Origin of the sequence: Janthinobacterium agaricidamnosum NBRC 102515 = DSM 9628, assembly GCF_000723165.1 — a bacterium.
GTDB classification, from domain to species: domain Bacteria; phylum Pseudomonadota; class Gammaproteobacteria; order Burkholderiales; family Burkholderiaceae_D; genus Janthinobacterium; species Janthinobacterium agaricidamnosum.
On the sequence record NZ_HG322949.1, the window covers coordinates 1,502,932 to 1,520,706 of the forward strand.

The 17,775-nt window shown below is 59.2% G+C and carries 17 protein-coding genes; 14 read left to right on the plus strand and 3 right to left on the minus strand.

What is annotated here, in order from left to right:
* Positions 1-176 precede the first annotated feature (176 nt).
* Complete coding sequence (locus GJA_RS06420; RefSeq protein ID WP_051780374.1) at positions 177-863, plus strand: class I SAM-dependent methyltransferase; 687 nt, start codon at positions 177-179, stop codon at positions 861-863.
* Positions 864-939: 76 nt separating this feature from the next.
* Here the strand turns inward: GJA_RS06420 and GJA_RS06425 are convergent, their stop codons facing one another.
* The gene (locus GJA_RS06425) at positions 940-2,313 is read right to left on the minus strand and encodes a sensor histidine kinase (protein WP_242404460.1); all 1,374 of its coding nucleotides are present in this window, start codon (positions 2,311-2,313) and stop codon (positions 940-942) included.
* Positions 2,314-2,563: 250 nt separating this feature from the next.
* Between GJA_RS06425 and GJA_RS06430 the strand changes: the two genes are divergently transcribed.
* The gene (locus GJA_RS06430; RefSeq protein ID WP_081905269.1) at positions 2,564-3,085 is read left to right on the plus strand and encodes an acyl-CoA thioesterase; all 522 of its coding nucleotides are present in this window, start codon (positions 2,564-2,566) and stop codon (positions 3,083-3,085) included.
* An 82-nt stretch (positions 3,086-3,167) separates the two neighbouring features.
* Here the strand turns inward: GJA_RS06430 and GJA_RS06435 are convergent, their stop codons facing one another.
* The gene (locus tag GJA_RS06435) at positions 3,168-3,950 is read right to left on the minus strand and encodes an inositol monophosphatase family protein (protein WP_038490082.1); all 783 of its coding nucleotides are present in this window, start codon (positions 3,948-3,950) and stop codon (positions 3,168-3,170) included.
* A 195-nt stretch (positions 3,951-4,145) separates the two neighbouring features.
* On the opposite strand from GJA_RS06435, the gene GJA_RS06440 reads away from it, so the two are divergent.
* From GJA_RS06440 to GJA_RS06475, 8 genes are all read left to right on the plus strand, one after another.
* The gene (locus tag GJA_RS06440; protein WP_038490084.1) at positions 4,146-4,910 is read left to right on the plus strand and encodes an RNA methyltransferase; all 765 of its coding nucleotides are present in this window, start codon (positions 4,146-4,148) and stop codon (positions 4,908-4,910) included.
* Positions 4,911-5,079: 169 nt separating this feature from the next.
* Positions 5,080-6,129, plus strand: a complete 1,050-nt coding sequence (locus tag GJA_RS06445; RefSeq protein WP_242404461.1) for an esterase/lipase family protein — start codon at positions 5,080-5,082, stop codon at positions 6,127-6,129.
* 296 nt (positions 6,130-6,425) lie between these two features.
* A complete protein-coding gene (locus GJA_RS06450; protein WP_038490087.1) occupies positions 6,426-10,061 on the plus strand; it encodes an EAL domain-containing protein in 3,636 nt (1,211 codons plus the stop codon).
* 108 nt (positions 10,062-10,169) lie between these two features.
* Positions 10,170-10,745 (plus strand): phasin family protein, encoded by a 576-nt coding sequence (locus GJA_RS06455; RefSeq protein WP_038498911.1) that lies wholly within the window; start codon positions 10,170-10,172, stop codon positions 10,743-10,745.
* 179 nt (positions 10,746-10,924) lie between these two features.
* The gene (locus GJA_RS06460) at positions 10,925-11,590 is read left to right on the plus strand and encodes a TetR/AcrR family transcriptional regulator (protein ID WP_038490090.1); all 666 of its coding nucleotides are present in this window, start codon (positions 10,925-10,927) and stop codon (positions 11,588-11,590) included.
* A gap of 14 nt (positions 11,591-11,604) precedes the next feature.
* Positions 11,605-12,378, plus strand: a complete 774-nt coding sequence (locus tag GJA_RS06465) for a hypothetical protein (RefSeq protein WP_038490092.1) — start codon at positions 11,605-11,607, stop codon at positions 12,376-12,378.
* 4 nt (positions 12,379-12,382) lie between these two features.
* On the plus strand, positions 12,383-12,928 hold the full coding sequence (locus GJA_RS06470; RefSeq protein ID WP_038498915.1) for an LOG family protein: 546 nt from the start codon (positions 12,383-12,385) through the stop codon (positions 12,926-12,928).
* 49 nt (positions 12,929-12,977) lie between these two features.
* Positions 12,978-13,262 (plus strand): head GIN domain-containing protein, encoded by a 285-nt coding sequence (locus tag GJA_RS06475; RefSeq protein ID WP_144241438.1) that lies wholly within the window; start codon positions 12,978-12,980, stop codon positions 13,260-13,262.
* A 15-nt stretch (positions 13,263-13,277) separates the two neighbouring features.
* Here the strand turns inward: GJA_RS06475 and GJA_RS06480 are convergent, their stop codons facing one another.
* Positions 13,278-13,784: a YgjP-like metallopeptidase domain-containing protein gene (locus GJA_RS06480; RefSeq protein WP_038490097.1), complete on the minus strand. Its 507-nt coding sequence runs from the start codon at positions 13,782-13,784 to the stop codon at positions 13,278-13,280.
* A 932-nt stretch (positions 13,785-14,716) separates the two neighbouring features.
* Here GJA_RS06480 and GJA_RS06485 point away from each other — a divergent pair.
* The 4 genes from GJA_RS06485 (at position 14,717) to GJA_RS06500 (ending at position 17,687) form a co-directional block, all read left to right on the plus strand.
* The gene (locus tag GJA_RS06485) at positions 14,717-14,914 is read left to right on the plus strand and encodes an MbtH family protein (protein ID WP_038490100.1); all 198 of its coding nucleotides are present in this window, start codon (positions 14,717-14,719) and stop codon (positions 14,912-14,914) included.
* A gap of 84 nt (positions 14,915-14,998) precedes the next feature.
* Positions 14,999-15,292, plus strand: a complete 294-nt coding sequence (locus GJA_RS27155) for a hypothetical protein (protein ID WP_144241439.1) — start codon at positions 14,999-15,001, stop codon at positions 15,290-15,292.
* A 15-nt stretch (positions 15,293-15,307) separates the two neighbouring features.
* Entirely contained in the window at positions 15,308-16,195 is an 888-nt protein-coding gene (locus GJA_RS06495; RefSeq protein WP_242404462.1) for a cupin-like domain-containing protein, read from the plus strand.
* A 76-nt stretch (positions 16,196-16,271) separates the two neighbouring features.
* A complete protein-coding gene (locus tag GJA_RS06500; protein WP_051780376.1) occupies positions 16,272-17,687 on the plus strand; it encodes a hypothetical protein in 1,416 nt (471 codons plus the stop codon).
* Positions 17,688-17,775: the final 88 nt, after the last annotated feature.

The window sequence follows — 17,775 nt, forward strand, 5'->3', positions numbered from 1 at the left end:
TTCTAAAACGTTTGACAGCCCATGGCCGATCCCCGATGATTGACGGGTTCGCCATCGGTGCGCGGCTGCCGCATGGTGACGTTCAGATAACGCTGAACCATTCCATGTCGCTTGCATCATTTTAAAATAATCACGGCGGCCTTCCGGCCGCTGTCAGCCCTGATCGATTTCCATTCATGAAACCAGAAGTTGCCCGTTCCGCCCCGCTCGATACCAGCGCAGGCGCGGCTATCTATTCCTCCTTTGTGCTGAAACTCTACGATGCCTGGGTACTGGGCGTTTCCAACCGCTGGGCCTGGTTATGCCCGACTGCCAGCGTGTTGCTGCCGTTTTATCGCGAACACGCCGGCCAGCGCCACCTGGATGTCGGCGTCGGCACCGGCTTTTATCTGGCGCGCTCCAATTTTCCTCAGGGACAAGAAGTTTCCCTGCTCGATTTAAACGAAAACAGCTTGCGCGCGGCGGCGCGGCGCATGGGCCGGCCCAACAGCGGCCTGTACGTGGCCGACGTGATGCAGCCGGTCGCGGCCCTGGACGGACAGCAGTACGATTCGATCGCACTGTTTTATTTGCTGCATTGCCTGCCTGGCAATATGTCGGACAAGGCCAGCGTATTTGCCAACCTGAAGCCGCACCTGGCCGCTGGCGGCGTGCTGTACGGCGCCACCATCATCGGCGATAGCGCGGGCCATAACGGCCTGGGGCGCAAATTGATGAAGGTGTATAACGGCAAAGGCATCTTTGGCAATCGCAACGATACCGTCGAATCGCTGACTGCGGCATTGCGACTGCATTTCAGCAAGGTGCAGATCAAGCTGGTTGGCAAGGTGGCGCTATTCAGCGCGCGCGGGCCGATCGCGTAGCATTGAGCGGTGTTGCATCGATGGCAAGGCCGGCACGCTGGCCGCCTTCGCCGACGATTTCGGGCGCCGCGTGATCTTATAACTTCAGCACTGCCTTTTTCGGGAATTCCAGTGAAAACGTGGTGTGGTGGCCGAACTCCGATTCGACCCGGATGCTGCCGCCGAACGCGGTCAGCACGCGGTGGCAAAACGCCAGTCCCATGCCGGTGCCGCCGCCGGCCGGGCGTGTCGTGAAGAAGGGATCGAAGACGTGCGGCAGCACGTCGCGCGGGATGCCGTTGCCGGTGTCGGTGACCAGCAGGCGGTTGCCGCCGGGGCCGCAGTAGAACGCGATTTCGATGATGCCGCGGCCGGCCGCCTGGATCGCGTACAGCGCATTTTGCAGCAGGTTGTACAGCACATAGACCAGCAGCACATCGGAACCGTAGAACCAAAAATCGCGCTGTTCGCCGCGCGCCACCTTGGCGCGCGCGCCGGCATCGAAGGGATAGCGGGCCAGCGCATCGTCGACGCATTGCTTGATCGAATGCAACGCGAACTTTTGCTTGTCGAGCGATTCGATGCGGGCCGAGGCCAGCATCATGTCGACGATGAAGTTCGAGCGCGTCACTTCGGCGTCGATTTCCTGCGCCAGCACCAGCAGGTGGGCCAGCTGGCAAGGCTGCAGGCTGGCCGCGGCGGTGTCCGGCGCATCGCGTCGCGCGTGCTGGTAGCCGGCGATCAATTCCGGCAAATGGCGCTTCAGCAGCCGCGCCTGGGCGCGGATGGTCAGCAGCGGGGTGCGGATTTCATGCGCGATGGTGGCGGCCGCCAGCAGCGGGTTGGCCAGCAGGTTGTGGCGTACCATCGCCTGGGCGATCAAGGCCATGCTGATGGCCACCAGCAGCACCCCCGGCGGATAGATTTCCAGTCCGTAGTTGCACAGGTAATCGACCGAGGCGAAAAAATAAATCAGCAGGCTGACCAGGCAATAACGCAGCCTGGCCCGCTCGGTCGACAGCGCGACGCGCTGGCGCAGGTACAGCAATTGCAGCGCGCGCACCATCACCACCAGTGTTTGCAGCAAGTGCAGCGGATGACAGGGGCCGGCTTGCGGATAGTAGCCGAAGAAATAATGGTGCACGCCAGAAATGAGCTGGTCGCTGCTGAGCAGCAACACCGCCAAGGCCAGCGCCGCGCCGTACGACAGCCGCAAGCGTCTCCGTTCGCCCTGCGCGCCGGTCAGTTCGATGACGAAGTGATATAGCGTGGTCGGCAAGAACAGAATCAGCACATAGGCGAATTTAACCACCAGCAAGGCCAGCGCCGGCTCGCCGACCTGGAATAGCGCAGCCCACGCCAGCTGCCAGAAAAAGGTGGCGCTGCAGACCATGAAAAAAGCCAGCGTGACGCGGCTGATGCCGCGCGACGCGAGTACATAGATGCCGTTGCCCAAAAAAAGCAGGGACACCAGTGCTGGCAAGATCGAATACATGAATAGGATGGGTAGATGCAGCCGATATTGGCATGTGAAAAATATAACAAGCCGTATTGCGCGTGTCTATGTTTGAGGTGGGTATATCTGATATTTGTTTGAGATATATCAGATGAGCTTGATTCATTTGCGCTTTTGATGACGATATGCCCGGCATATTGCCGGGTTGCGTATGCCTGCTTGACTGAGCAGACGCACTCACGTCTTTTTGAAAACGGAACAAAACATGCATCCATACTCGAATGCCGTCATTGATACGCCAGCCCCGGTCCCGGTCCCGGATCAGCCCGCTGCCGCCAACCTGCATGACGGCAGCGCCGATAAAAAAACCGGACTGACCTTTCGCCATAACCTGACGATATATCTGAAGGACTCGAATGCCTACGGCAATACCTACTTTGCCCGTTATTTCGAATGGCAGGGGGTGTGCCGCGAGCGCTGGTTTTACGAATGCATTGCGCGCGACATGCTGCAGGCGCATGGCGTGTTCATCACCAAGCATGCCGAGCAAGACTATTTGCAGGAAACTTTTCCCTTCCAGGAAATCAGCTGCGAAGTGAATGCCTACCGCATCAAGCGCTGTTCATTCTGGCTGGAATTCCGCTTCTTCGCCGACGGCCAGCAAGTATCGAGCGGGCGCCAGCACATCGTGTTCGCCAACCATGACAAGCGCATCACGGCCTTGCCGGAACTGGTGATCAAACGCATCGAGCGCTATCAATTGGCGGGGACGGAAATCAGGAAGTAGGGAGGACCGCCCGGAGTGACCCGGGTGCGGATGCGGCCGCCGCGATCAGGGCGGCGGCCAGCAGGGCGGAAGCGTGGGGAAATTAAGCGAACGGCGCCAGCAAGGTGACCAGTTGGCCGAAGATTTTCGGGCTGGCGGCGATCACGTCGCCCTTGTACAGGTACTCGGATTCGCCGTTGAATTCGCCGACGATGCCGCCCGATTCGGTGATCATCAGCGCGCCGGCCGCGATATCCCAAGGCTTCAAGCCTTTTTCGTAGAAACCGTCGAGGCGGCCGCAAGCGACGTAAGCCAGGTCCAGCGCGGCCGAACCGGCGCGGCGCACGCCTTGGCTGCGTTCGCCCATGATCTGGTACATCTTCAGGTATTCGTCGAGCGCTTTGACGCTGCCGGCCACGTAGCCGGTGCCCAGCAAGGCGTTGGCGATGCGGTCCAGCTTGGTGACCCGGATGCGTTTTTCATTCAGGTAGGCGCCGGCGCCCTTGGTGGCGGTGAACAAGTCGTTGCGCACCGGGTCGTAGATCACGGCTTGCGTGACGACGCCGCGCTGCGCCAGCGCGATCGAGACGCAATATTGCGGAAAGCCGTGGATAAAGTTGGTGGTGCCGTCCAGCGGATCGATGATCCACTGATATTCATTCTCGTCGTGGGTATTGGCGGAAGCTCCCGATTCCTCGCCCAGGATCGCGTGATCCGGGTACGCTTTGGACAGCACTTCGATGATGGCCTGTTCGGCGGCCTGGTCGACGTCGGTGACGAAATCGTTATGTTGTTTTTCGGTCACGGTGACGCGATCGAGGTCGAATGAGGCGCGATTGATGACGGCGGCGCCGCGGCGGGCGGCTTTGATCGCCGTATTGAGCATTGGGTGCATGTGAGCTTCCGTTAAAAGCACGCGAGCGCCCAGCCGAACTTCGCGGGACCGGAGCGATAGCGTGCAAGAATGAATTAAAGAGCGTAGCGGTCGCGAAGTGGTTAAAATCCCGGGCTGGAGCTGGCGTTGTGCACCTCCATATTCCGTTATTCCTTGTATCGATACCGCGCAATAGCGCTATTTTAAATGAATCTGCCCGAAATCAACACGTCTCTTGCGTCTCTTTTTACGCGCCTGCGATTTATTCTGGTCGAAACCAGCCGCCCGGGCAATATCGGCGGCACCGCGCGCGCCATGAAAACGATGGGTTTTTCCGAACTGGTGCTGGTCAATCCGCGCTTCCCCGATGCCTTGCAAGACCCGGAAGCGGTGGCCTTCGCCAGCGGCGCGCAAGATATCCTGGCCGGCGCGCGCATCGTCGGCTCGATCGGCGAAGCGCTCGACGGCTGCAATTTCGCCGCCGCCGTGTCGGCCCGGCTGCGCGAATTCTCGCCCCCGTTGCTGACGCCGCGCGCGCTGGCCGGGCAACTGGCGGCCAGCCCGGACTTGCATGCGGCGCTGATTTTCGGCAATGAACGTTTCGGCTTGCCGAATGAAATCGTCGAGAAATGCAATGTGCTGATTAACATTCCCGCCAATCCCGATTATTCGTCGCTCAATTTATCGCAGGCGGCGCAAGTGCTGGCCTATGAATGCCGGGTCGCGGCGCTGGGCGATGAAACAGCGGTCACGCCGATCGGTTTCCATGGCGAGTCGGCCAGCCTGACGCAAGTCGACGGCATGTATGAACATCTGGAGCGGGCGCTGGTGGCGATCGATTTCCTCGACGCCAACAATCCGAAAAAGCTGATGCCGCGTCTGAAACGGCTGTTCTCGCGCACCGGGCTGGAAACCGAGGAAGTCAATATCCTGCGCGGCATCGCGCGGCAAATCCTGGCCAAGGCCAAATAGCCAGGCGCGATATCGCACTCCGCCTGCGGTGCGCGCAGTTGCTGGTCCAGCATCGCTGCCGGCTGGTGTTTTTCCATCGCTTGGTGCCATCGGAACTTAATAGATATAACACTCTATTGTATAAGTTTTTTGTGGCGTACACTGCTCAAGGAACAAGCTGGAGGGAGACATGGGCAACCTCGTGCAGCGCTTTCTTGAACGCCGGGCCGGCCGCAACGCTGGCCGCCATATCATCGCGCGCCTGTTAAAACTGCTGTTGCTGCTGCAGGCGCTGGCCGTGCTGGGCTTGTGGTGGCTGATTGACGGTTATGCCGATTTGGCGCGGACTGAGTTGGCCTTATTGCTGGCGCTGCTGGCCGTGCTCGGCTTGCGCGCGGTTCTCTGCGGCCAGAATTTCTGGCTGAGCCGCCATTTCGGCAGCGCCGCGCCGCCGCAATTTCGTCCCGGCCCGCTGCGCTGGCTGCGGCTGGCCAGCCAGGAATTCCTCGCTAATTTGCGGATGTCGTCGCGCGACATGGCGTGGCCGCGGCTGGTCCCGCCGGCCACGCGGCGGCAAGGCGGCTTGCCGCTGCTGCCCGTATTGCTGGTGCACGGCTACGTGTGCAACCACGGTTGCTGGAACCGGTTCAGCGCACGGCTGGCGCGGGCCGGCATCGAACACGACGCGGTCGACCTGGAGCCGCCCGGCGCGGACATCGACGACTTCGTGCCGCTGCTGCACGACGCCGTGCAGCGCCTGTGCGCCCGCAGCGGCAGCGCACGAGTCATCATCGTCGCGCACAGCATGGGCGGGCTGGTGGCGCGGGCGTATTTGCGGCGCCATGGCGAAGCGCGCATCGCCCGCGTGATCACGCTCGGCACGCCGCACCATGGCACGGCGCTGGCCGGTTTCGGGCTGGGCCGCAATGCGCGCCAGATGAGCCGCAAGCAGCACCAGCCGAGCCCGTGGCTGCAGCAATTGGCGGCCGCCGAAACGCCGCGCCGGCGCGCCTTGTTCACGTCGATCTTTTCGCATCACGACAATATCGTCGCGCCGCAAACCTCGGCCTGTTTCGAGGACGCCAAAAATATAGCCTTCGGCGCCATCGGCCACGTCACGCTGGCATGTCACCCTATCATCTTGCAATGCGTTATCGATGAAATAAGCAGCGTTTCCATAGCCGCCGCTTACACCGATTTCACGGCGTCTCACTCGGCAAATTTGCCGTGTCGCTTTTAAGTCCGCTATTGTAATTATTTAACATGACCCGCGATGGACAGTGCTGTTTTCTATCGGTAGACTAGATTAAATAGAAGCAATACATAGTTTGATTATCAATATTTAACCGCTGGGCATCCGTTGCCGAATGAGCGGCGGGTGGCGTGAAATTTGGTGAGTTTGTGCCGTGCGGCTTGATGTATTGTGATGATGGTGTTGTAGGATTGTTATCTGAATGTCAGGGTAGTTGCGCTAAATAAACCGTCCGACCTGGGCCGGACATGGTATTAATGCTGCTTTTTTTGCTGGAGCCTTAATTGTCGGCACGCATACTGATTATTGAAGACAACGCCACCAATATGGAATTGATGGTGTATTTGCTGCGCGCCTTTGGCTACACACCGCTGACCGCCTACGATGGCGAGGAAGGGGTACGCATGGCGCGCGAGGAAATCCCCGACCTGATCATTTGCGATGTGCACTTGCCCAAGCTCGACGGCTACGGCGTGGTGGCCGAACTGAAAAAAGACCCGCTGACCAGCAAGATTCCAGCCTTGGCGGTGACCGCGCTGGCCATGCTGGGCGACCGCGAACGCCTGCTGGAAGCGGGCTTCGACGGTTATATCGGCAAGCCGATCGAACCCGATTTGTTTGTCGCGGAGCTAGAATCTTTTTTGCCAGCGGCGCCGTCAGCGCCAGTTAAAAATGACATAGCCACCATACTGATCGTCGATGATCATGTATTGAACCGCGAATTCCTGATGGCGCTGCTCGGTTACGGCGGCCATCGGCTGCTGGAAGCGTCGAACGGCGCCGAAGGCCTCGAGATCATGCGCGGCGAGTGTCCCGATCTGGTCATCTCCGACATCCTGATGCCGAATATGGACGGTTACGAATTCGTCACGCGGATACACCAAAACCCGGCCACCGCCGACGTGCCGATCATTTTTTATACCGCCACCTACCGCGAACAGGAGGCGCTGGCGCTGGCCGAGGCATGCGGCGTGCGCTGGGTGCTGCCGAAACCGTCGGACCCGGAAGTGATCATACGCACCGTCAACCAGGCGCTGGGGCTGGCGCCATCGGCCGCGCCGCCGTCCTTGCCGCCGCCGGCGCAGAGTGAGGGCCAGTTGCGCGGCATCGACAACAAGGTCAGCGAATACCTCGATGAACTCGAATCGAGCAGCCAGCTGATCACCAGCCTGGCCCAGCAGGACGACCCTGCCGCGCCGCCGGAGCACCTGTCGGTGATGACCGAACGGCTGTCGCGCTCGCTATCGAGCCTGCAGGCGGTCAGCTTGCGGCTGACCGCGCTGATCGAGCTGGGGATAGAGTTGGGCGCGGAACGCGATCCGCAGGCGCTGATCGAAGTCGGCTGCCGCGTCGCGCAAAATATCTGCGTGTCCAAATATGCCTGCATCGGCGTGCTGCAGGAGGGCGCCGACAAGCTCAGTTATTTTTCCAGCTGCGGTTTGGAACAGCAACTGGACGCGATCAGTCTGGAACCACGGGCCGGCCTCCTGAATCAACTGCTGCAGGAGCGCCAGCCGCTGCGCATCAACAATCCGGATGGCGATCCGGCCGCGCTGGGCTTGCCGGCCAGCCACCCGCCGGTGCATTCCTTCCTCGGCGTGGCAATCGCGTCGCGCGAGCGCAGCCATGGCTGGCTGTACCTGGTCGACAAGCTGGGCGCGGACGAATTTTCCGAGGTCGACGAGCGGGTCGCCGCCACCGTCGCGGCGCAGATCGCGGTGGCCTACGACAATTTGCATCTGTATGACGAAATCAAGCGCCACCATGAACAACTGACGCAAGACATGTCGGCGCGCATCCGCCTCGATGAAGACTTGCGCCGTTTCCGGCTGGCGATGGATGCCACCGCCGATGCGATTTTCCTGGTCGACCGGGCCGGCATGTGCTTCGTCGACGTCAACCTGACCGCGTGCCGCATGCTCGGCTACCAGCGCGAGGAATTCCTGAAAGTCGGGCCGGGCGGCGCGCACGAGGGTGCCGATGCCAACGCCGACGCCAATCTGGAAGAGTTGTATGACAAGCTGCTGGCCGGCGACCAGGGCGGCGCGATGACGGAGCTGCTGTTGCAGCGCAAGGATGGCTCGCCGCTGGCGGTGGAGGTGCAGCGCCGCACGCTGCGTTCCGGCCAGAGCTGGATACTGGTGGCGGTGGCGCGCGACATCACCGAGCGCAAGGACGCCGAGCAGCGGCTGATGAAGCTGGCCCATTTCGACACGCTGACCGGGCTGCCGAACCGCACCCAGTTTTACGAATCGCTGAGCCATTCGCTGGACCAGGCCGCCGAGCACCACTGGTCGGTGGCGGTGCTGTTCCTCGATATCGACCGTTTCAAGAATATCAACGACACGCTGGGCCACACCATCGGCGACGAATTGCTGCGCCAGTTTTCCAGCCGGCTGGTCGATTGCCTGCGCGTGCGCGACACCATCGGCCGTTTCGGCGGCGACGAATTCGCCGCCATCCTGGTGCTGCCCGACGGCGCGCAGCACGCCACCTCGGTGGTCGACAAGATCCGTGAAGCGATGCGCCGCCCGTTCGACTTGAAGGGCCATGAAGTGACGGTCACGTCCAGCATCGGCATTTCCGTCTACCCGGACGACGGCCTCGATCCGGATGTGCTGATCCAGTACGCCGACACCGCCATGTACCGCGCCAAGGAAGCGGGCAGCGACGCGTTCCGTTTCTTCACCGCCGAAATGAACCTGCAGTCGCTGGCCCGGCTCGACCTGGAGAATGCGCTGCGGCGCGCCATCGACAATGAAGAATTCGTGCTGTTCTTCCAGCCCAAGGTGCATATCGTATCGGGCCGCATCAGCGGCGCCGAAGCGCTGATACGCTGGCGCCGTCCCGGCCACGGCATGGTGTCGCCGGCGCTGTTCATCCCGATCCTGGAAGAGACCGGCCTGATCGTGCGGGTCGGTACCTGGGTGCTGAACGAAGCGTGCAAGAAGATCAGCGAATGGGGCGCCGGCGGCATCGGCCCGGTGCATTTGTCGGTCAACGTTTCGGGCATCCAGTTCTTCGTCGGCGGTATCGAGGAAGAGGTGCTGAAGGCGATCCGCACCCACGATATCGCGCCGGACTTGCTGGAACTGGAATTGACTGAAAGTTCGCTGATGTCGAACGCGGAAGAAACCATCACCGTGCTGCGCAACCTGAAAAGCCTCGGCATCCAGATCTCGATCGACGATTTCGGCACCGGTTATTCCAGCCTGGCTTACCTGAAGCGCTTCCCGATCGACAAGCTGAAGATCGACATCGCCTTCGTGCGCGAAGTGACCAGCAACCCGGACGACGCCGCCATCGTGCTGGCGATTATCAGCATGGCGCACAGCATGAAGCTGGAAGTGATTGCCGAAGGCGTCGAAAACGATGCGCAACTGGCCTATCTGCGGCGCCACGGCTGCGATGAAATGCAGGGCTATTACTTCAGCCGGCCGGTGGCCGAAGAGGAATTCCAGTCGATGCTCAAGAATGGCAAGCTGCTGCAGGCGCCGCAGGACGACGACGATCAGCAGGAGCAGCAAACCCTGCTGATCGTCGACGACGACAGCTTCATGCTGGACGTGCTGAGCGATTTCCTGGCGCAGGACGGCTACCGCATCCTGACCGCGCAAACGGCGGCCGAAGGCTTCGACATCCTGGCGCGGCACCGGGTGCAAGTGATCCTGTGCGATCAGTGCATGCCGATGATGAGCGGCACCGAATTCATGGAACGGGTCAAGCACCTGTGCCCGGACACCTTCCGCATCATGCTGTCGGCGTACGCCGACCTGACGCCGATCATGGCCGCCATCAACCGCGGCGCGGTCGACCGTTTTTACACCAAGCCATGGAAGGGCGCCGTGCTGCGCGAGAACATCCGCGAAGGATTCCGCCTGCACGGACTGTTGCACGGACCGGTGCAGGCGGCGGCGTGAGGGCATCAGCGCATTTAGAATGCCGGCTCTAGTTTTGCTGTCTAAAATGGATTTGTCGCATGGGCATATCGCATGGACACATTCAAGCGCAATCCACCGGAGCCTGGCATGGTAAAGAAATTAAAAGCACAGCTGAAAGACGAAGAAAAACAATTGGCCAGCGCCGTGCGCACGTCGGCGCAGCAGATCTGGCAAGCGGGCCTGGGCGCATTCGCCAAGGCGCAGGAAGAGGGCGGCCGGGTATTTTCGAAGCTGGTCAAGGAAGGCACCGAATTCCAGAAGCGCGCCGAAGACAAGGTCTCCGGCGTGGGCGATACCGTCGGCAAGATCGCCGACGGCGTCAGCCAGCAGGCGTCCGGGTCGTGGGACAAGCTGGAACAAGTGTTCGAAGAGCGCGTCGCGCGCGCGCTGGCTACCATCGGCGTACCGACCCGGAAGGAACTCCAGGCGCTCAACAAGCGCATCGAGCAATTGAGCAAGGCGGTCGCCGAATTGTCCGGCGCGCAGGGGGACAAGGCGGCCAGGCCGGCCAAGGTCAAGACGGCGGCGGCCAGGCCGGCCGCAAAAACCGCGCAAAAAGCAGCCGTCAAGCCTGCGCTGAAAGCCAAGCCGTCAGCCAAGGCCGCCGCGCCAAAAGCCGCGATCAGGAAGCCGGCGGCGAAGAAGCCGGCCAGTCCAAAATAGCCATTGGCATGCGCGCTACGCATGGCACGGGCTTGTGCATGGCACAGGCCCTTTTTTATGCGGCGCGATGTGGAAAACGCGCAGGAACATGGCTGGATTATGGAATCAGGCGGAGAGTTTCATAACAGCGTTTTTCAGTGTTATGCTTGCGGCAGAAGAACAGGACAGAGACCGCCCCCATGCTACAAAAAGCACCACGCCGTACCCGTGAACGTATTCTGGAATTATCCTTGCGCTTGTTTAATGAGTTTGGAGAGCCGAATATCACGACCACCGTGATTGCGGAAGAGATGAATATCTCGCCGGGGAATCTGTATTATCACTTCAGGAACAAGGACGATATCGTCAATTCGATCTTTGTCCAGTTCGAAGCCGAAATCGAACGCATCCTCACCGTGCCGGACGGGCGCCGCTCGAATATCGAGGACGTGTGGCTGTATCTGCACCTGATGTTCGAATTGATCTGGCGCTACCGCTTTTTCTACCGCGACTTGAACGACCTGCTGTCGCGTAACCGCAAGCTCGAACTGCATTTCAAATTGATCCTGGCGCACAAGATCAAGGTGGCCAAGCAATTGTGCGAAGACTTGCGCACCGAGAAATCGCTGGAAGCGTCGGACATGGAAATCGATGCGATGGCGACCAATATGGTGGTGGTCGCGACGTATTGGCTGTCGTATGAATATGTGCGCAATCCCCGTAAATACACCGAGCAGCAATCGATGTCGGATGCATTGGCGCGCGGCTGCTACCAGGTGTTGTCGCAAATCGGCCCGTATCTGCGCAATGAAACCCATTTGCTGTTCCAGAAACTATCCGAAGAGTACTTGAAGAAATTAAAATAGAGGAGGGTGCCGCCATGGCCTGGAATACATTCCGCTATCCTGAATCCGCGTATCTGCATACGCCGGCCAGCCTGGAACAAGCGTGGGCCAGGCTGCATGCGGGCGATGCCGAACCGTTCCCGGTCCATGCGGCGCTGGTGCAGGCGTGGATCGCCTTCCATGCCGGCGATTTTGAAAAAGCCACCAGGCTAGGCCTGGCCGCCGGCGTCAAGGGTTACTCGGTGGCGCACAAGGCGACTTGCGTTTACGCGAGCTGCCTGGAAACCAGCGACAAGGCGCGCATCGCCACCTTTGAGGAAGTGGCCGAGCGCTGCGAGCGCCAGCAAGCCGAGCAGCCGGACAATCCGGCCGGTTTTTATTGGCACGCTTACAGCCTGGGCCGCTATGCGCAAGGCATTTCGGTGGTCAAGGCGCTGGCCCAGGGCATCGACATCAAGGTGCGCAACAGCCTCGACACCGCGTTGGCACTGGCGCCGTATCATGCCGATGCGCATATTGCGTTTGGTGCGTATCATGCGGAAATTATCGACAAGGTCGGTGCGCTGATCGGCGGCCTGACGTATGGCGTCAAGAAGGAGCAAGGCTTGCAGCATTTCAAGACCGCGTTGAAACTCAATCCCGATACGGCGCTCGGCCGGATCGCGTATGCGAAGGCGTTGCTGATGTTGGATGGCAAGAAGAAGATGGCGGAGGCACTCGCCTTGTACCAGGAAGCCGCCGCATGCGTGGCGGTGGACGCGATGGAGCGCCTCGATGTTGAGGCGGCAATTGAAGAACTAAAGGAGTAGCGTGATTAAATCGATCTGTGTGTATTGTGGCGCCAATGGCGGCGTCACGCCGCAATATGCGGCGGCGGCGCGCGAATTGGCGCGGGTGTTGGTGGAAGAGAATATCTCGCTGGTGTATGGCGGCGGCAATGTCGGCTTGATGGGCGTGATCGCCGATGAGGTACTGCGCCTGGGCGGTGAGGTGACCGGCGTGATCCCGACCCAATTGGTGGAGCGCGAAGTGGGCCATACCGGCTTGACGCGCCAGTTCATCGTCAAGGACATGCATGAACGCAAGGCCATGATGGCGCAACTGTCGGACGGTTTTATCGCCATGCCGGGCGGCCTGGGTACGCTGGAAGAATTGTTCGAGGTGTTGACCTGGTCGCAGCTGGGCATCCACAGCAAACCGATCGGCTTGCTGAATGTCGACCATTTTTATGATGGCCTGGTCAGCTTCATCGAGCATGCCAAGGGCGAAGGTTTTGTGCGGCCGCAACACGCGGCGATGCTGCGGGTCGAGGCGGACGCGCTGGCCTTGGTGCAGCGCCTGAAAGGTGGCCAAGGCTAAGCTGGACTTGGCTGTAATAAAAACGGGCCATGCAGTGATGCATGGCCCGTTGTCTTGGCGGAAAAGGATTCCGATCAAGGCGTTCGGCTACGGCCGGGTATCGCGTGAAGGCTTGAGTGGCGATACGCTGCAACTGACCCAATCCGCTTCGATGCGCATGCAATTGGCGGGCAAGGTCGGCCGGCTCGATGTCGAGCGCACTGGCTCGGGCGATATTACGCTGACCGCGAGCCGCAAATTGCAAGCCCGTGCAAATGGTTCTGGCCGCATCACGGTACGCGGCAACCGGCCTCAGCGCAGCGTCATCGGCTCGCGCGTCAGCATCATCGAGTAAACGCGGCGCGGCGCCTTACCACAGGCGCTGGCTGGACATATCGAGCTGGGTCAGGTACAGCCGCAAATCAAATTCATACTGGTGGTAATTCGGTTCCATGTAGGAACACAGCTTGTAGAACGCCTTGTCGTGCTGCTTTTCCTTGACGTGGGCCAGCTCATGCACCGCGATCATGCGCAGAAATTCCAGCGGCACGTCCTTGAAGATGGTGGCGACGCGAATCTCATGTTTCGCCTTCAACTTTCCTCCCTGCACCCGTGAAATCGAGGTGTGCAAACCCAGCGCGTGATTGATCACGTGGATCTTGTTGTCGAACGCCACTTTGTTGATCGGCTCGGCATTGCGCAGGAATTCGTTTTTCAAATCCTGCACGTATTGATACAAGGCCTTGTCGTTACGGATGTCGTGCGCCGCCGGGTAGCGCTTGAGCAATACCTCGGCCAGTTTGTTTTGGTCGATCAGCAAGGACACTTGTTGGCGGGTTTGCTCGGAATAGGCGCTCAGGTACTTCAGGGCATGCATGGCGGCGATGGTTCGGAAAAGGACAGGCCGGAATGTAACACAAACGCGCCAGCCGGTCCGGCTGGTGTTGCGGGTCTCACGCATAGATCGGCGGATGTCGGCTTGTGAGGTTGGCGGCATTCTGGCATGAGTGCGATTCAGCCAGCACCAGGGCATTTAACTTTCCGAACTGCTGAATTTTAAAATAATTGCCTTTAAAATATCATTACTTGTCCTGTTCTGATAAACCATGGCTTGCCTGTGGATGAGATGGATAACTTGAAATTGACACACTACGGACTTGCCGAAATGACCGGGTGGATTAAGCATTTCATTCATTCTTATTAAAAACATGCAATATAATTTTAATAATTAAATATGATTTTCATCGCTGCTTATATACTTTATTCTTTTGGAAATAGTCACGAATTGTAACAAAAATAAAATTTCTAATAAAATAATGATTTACCTTGCTTTGACATTGTAAACATGGAATTATCTGCATCGGTTCAGAGGCTGTAAATAAATCAGAAAGTGGCAACCGGAGAAGCTTTTCTTTGCCAAATGAAATGGTTGATTGTTTTGATTTGTATTGTGGGGTGATGAGGCGTTGATATTCGAAAATTGACATTGCTTATGCGATTTTTAAATGAGGTCCGATAAATATGGCATGCCTGGCAGCTCTGGTAACGCCGGCAGCGACGGTTCCCGGTGGCGCCTCGCGCTGCAGAGTCGCGTCGCAGCGCATCCGCTCATATGCTTCAGCAGTTCACGGTGACATGATGGGAATAAGCTCTTCGTATTTTAATTTTTTCTAAACCCCCTTTATTCATTACTAAAAAGGCTCAGCGAGTCTTTGGCGGAACTCGTCTAATGGAATTCGATGAGCCGTCGTCTGGTCCGTGCGGCGCCATGTATTGTCACGGAATTTTTTAATCATCAAAGGAGTCAGGATGGCATCAGAAGATTTACAGCAAGACGAAGTGCTTTTCCAGGTAGTCGTCAATCACGAAGAACAGTATTCGATCTGGCCGCAGCACAAGTTGGTGCCGCATGGCTGGTCTGGCGTCGGCACTTCCGGCGATAAGGCGACTTGTCTCGAATGGATACGGAAAGTTTGGGTCGATATGCGTCCGCTCAGCGTACGTTAGTCCTGCCGTGCTAAGTCTCAATGCCCTTGGCTTGCGGGTATATAAACACAGCGAGCTCTCATATTTAACAATTTCGGGATTGGCATGGCAGTCGATAAAGAGTTGGGCGGGTTATTGAAAACCTGCAAGGTTGGGCAGTTTATTTATCTTCAGAGCTTTTTCAACGTCAATTTTGAATCCCCGCTGTGCATTGAAACACTCACTGGGGCTTCTGGCCGGCAGTCTTTTTCCATAGAACTGCCTGATGCCTGCCCGGCACGCCCAAGGCGCCGCAGCCAGCCCGAAAAAATCCGCCGTGTAGCCGCTCTTGTCCAGCGCTTTTGCCAGGACGAGCGCAGGCATTCATCCGACTTTCCCATCATCGGTTTGCAGGCTTGAACCATGGAGAAATGCATGATCATCGATATTCCACGCTTCAGCCATGACCAGTATCCAGACTTGCGTCACGTGTTGAAAGGAAGGGACCGGCCAGCAGTGCTGGAAGGATATTTGGAGCATTGGCAAGCATCGGGACGCTGGACGCCGTCCTTTTTCGCGCAGCAGCACGGGGAGTGCGTGGTCCAGGTCGAAAGGTCCAGGATGTCGCCGGTGCCGACAGACCCGGCCGAGTATCTCGGGCAACGCCACTATGCCAAGGAAAAACTGGGCACGACGATATTGGGCATGCTGGAACTGGGAAGCGCTTATGGCGGCTATATCACCTATGCGTCGATTTTTTCGGAGCTGCCCGAGCTGAAGGCGGAGATCGCGCCATTGCATGAAGACTCCGGTTTTCCGCGCTGGATGCCGCGCTGGCTGCGCAAGAAATTGGTGCTGCGTCCCGGTTTCTGGCTCGGACCAAAGGGGATGTCGTCGCCGATGCACTTCGACCGGCACGAAAACCTCAATGTCCAATTACACGGCAGCAAGCGGTGGGTATTGTTTTCACCGGATCAGTCCGCCAACGTCTATTACGGGCAAGGCCGCGACATACCGGTCATTTACAGCCCGGTCGACATGAGCGCGCCGGATCACGAGCGGTTTCCTCTGCTGGCCGGCGCAGAACGCTACGACTTCGTGCTGCAAGCCGGGCAAGTCTTGTATCTGCCCCCGGGATGGTGGCATTACGTCGAATCGCAAAGCGACGCGATCAATGTCAACTATTGGTGGTGGTCGCCGCGCGCGGTGCGCACCGTATGCCGGGTCGAATGGGCCAGCTTGTGGCGCACGCTGCGCGACAGGCTGGCACGTCGAGCAGACCCGGACGGCGGCAGAAACAAGCCAACCTCGATGCCGTTGTGACGCCGGCGGCAAGCCGGCCGGCGCCTTTGGCTCATCTTGAAATTGTCTGAGTAATTATTTTTTGTGGAAAACTTTAATGCAGAAAAAATTCGATTTTACGGTCATTGACAGCTTGTATGAGTCGGGATACCACGGGCCGCGGGCGCTGGACCAGCCGGAGTTCTATTGGCGCTCGATGCTAGGCGCCCTGGTGCCGTACCGCGACAGCTATTTCAGGCCGCTGGGCGAGGAAATCGCGCCCAAGGATGCGCGCGAAGGGGTCGACATCGAGGGCGTCCGCTGCAACTACGAAGGCAGCCGCCACCATCACGAGCTGCCGATGAATCTGACATCGCTGCGGCAGTTTGCCAATCATTGGGATGCGGTGCTGCCGACCATCTCGGCGATTCGTGAAAACTACTGCGCCAGCCGTGGCCGCGACGGCGTGGTTTCCACGCTGGACCTGTGGTTCATCAGCAAGCTTTGCCAATTGCTGCCGGCCTATCTGATCCGGCGCCGCGACGATACCATCGACCCCGACGATATTCCGGTGGTGCCGTCGATTATTTATCGCATGTCGCTCGGCATGCACCGCATTGTCCATATTTCGCTGGTCAAGATGATGGCCTCCGGCGGCGATCCCGGCGCCGCGTGCCTGGAGGCGGGTAAGTATTATCACATTGCCGAAGGCGCCGGCCTGCTGATCGGCCGCAACTCGGTGTGCGCCGGCCCGCAGGCCATGGTCGGGCAGGCCTATGGCGCCATGATCGGTCCCGGCGCACGCAGTCCGGCGGAGAGTTCCGCCGATGATCCGGGTTTTTATCGTTACTGCGCGCTGTTCATGAAGCTGGAAGCGGAAAAATACATGTTCGCGGTACAGGCCGCAATTCAGTTGAATGGCTTGATCGATGCCTTGAAGGACTTGCCCGACAGTCCGCGCGCTCAGCCGTTCCGTGAGGAATTGCTGCGCTTCGAGTCCTGGTCGGCGGCCAATACCAGCCCCTTGGCGCATGAAATCGCCCGTGAAGATTTGCCGATGCTGCTGCAAGGCGACCGTGACGCATGCGATGCGGCATCGCAGTTGCCGGCCGGTGCAGTGCGCGAGCGCATGCTGGCGGGTCTTGCGCACATCGTTGAGACAGCCGATCAATTGTGCCGCGCCAATCTGGGCGCCGAAGGGGACAGTTTGCTGGCGCGGATAGACGAGCTGAGAAACCGTCCGGCGCAGACCGGCTTGTCCGAGCTGGGCGATCTGGTCGGGATGGGTCTGGAGCGGGCTGCCGCCGACCTGGCGATGACGGCCTTGCGCACATACCGTCAAAGTGAAAGTGCCGCGATGCAGATATTCCAGCTGTTGCAAAACCAGTTGAACCAGTCGCTCGGCTACCGCGACGACGCGCTGGTGTTTGACGAACGCGATATTGCCGCCGTCTTCGGACCGCGGCTGACCCATTGTTACGGCGATTTCTTCAAGCCCGCATTTTCCCGGCAAGACGCGGAGATGACGGCGTGACGGCGCACGCCTGATCGGGCCGATATGCAAGGGCACCCCGGAAAACCGTCACGAGCAAGCTCAATGCCGGGTCGAGTAGCGCAGCTGT

Excerpts from the sequence above, each read along its gene's own strand:
- GJA_RS06445 (WP_242404461.1), top strand. The coding sequence starts at position 5,080 with ATGGGCAACCTCGTGCAGCGCTTTCTTGAACGCCGGGCCGGCCGCAAC.
- GJA_RS06460 (WP_038490090.1), top strand. The coding sequence starts at position 10,925 with ATGCTACAAAAAGCACCACGCCGTACCCGTGAACGTATTCTGGAATTA.
- GJA_RS06485 (WP_038490100.1), top strand. The coding sequence starts at position 14,717 with ATGGCATCAGAAGATTTACAGCAAGACGAAGTGCTTTTCCAGGTAGTC.
- GJA_RS06500 (WP_051780376.1), top strand. The coding sequence starts at position 16,272 with ATGCAGAAAAAATTCGATTTTACGGTCATTGACAGCTTGTATGAGTCG.
- GJA_RS06420 (WP_051780374.1), top strand. The coding sequence starts at position 177 with ATGAAACCAGAAGTTGCCCGTTCCGCCCCGCTCGATACCAGCGCAGGC.
- GJA_RS06495 (WP_242404462.1), top strand. The coding sequence starts at position 15,308 with ATGATCATCGATATTCCACGCTTCAGCCATGACCAGTATCCAGACTTG.
- GJA_RS27155 (WP_144241439.1), top strand. The coding sequence starts at position 14,999 with ATGGCAGTCGATAAAGAGTTGGGCGGGTTATTGAAAACCTGCAAGGTT.
- GJA_RS06465 (WP_038490092.1), top strand. The coding sequence starts at position 11,605 with ATGGCCTGGAATACATTCCGCTATCCTGAATCCGCGTATCTGCATACG.
- GJA_RS06480 (WP_038490097.1), bottom strand. The coding sequence starts at position 13,784 with ATGCATGCCCTGAAGTACCTGAGCGCCTATTCCGAGCAAACCCGCCAA.
- GJA_RS06430 (WP_081905269.1), top strand. The coding sequence starts at position 2,564 with ATGCATCCATACTCGAATGCCGTCATTGATACGCCAGCCCCGGTCCCG.
- GJA_RS06435 (WP_038490082.1), bottom strand. The coding sequence starts at position 3,950 with ATGCTCAATACGGCGATCAAAGCCGCCCGCCGCGGCGCCGCCGTCATC.
- GJA_RS06455 (WP_038498911.1), top strand. The coding sequence starts at position 10,170 with ATGGTAAAGAAATTAAAAGCACAGCTGAAAGACGAAGAAAAACAATTG.
- GJA_RS06440 (WP_038490084.1), top strand. The coding sequence starts at position 4,146 with ATGAATCTGCCCGAAATCAACACGTCTCTTGCGTCTCTTTTTACGCGC.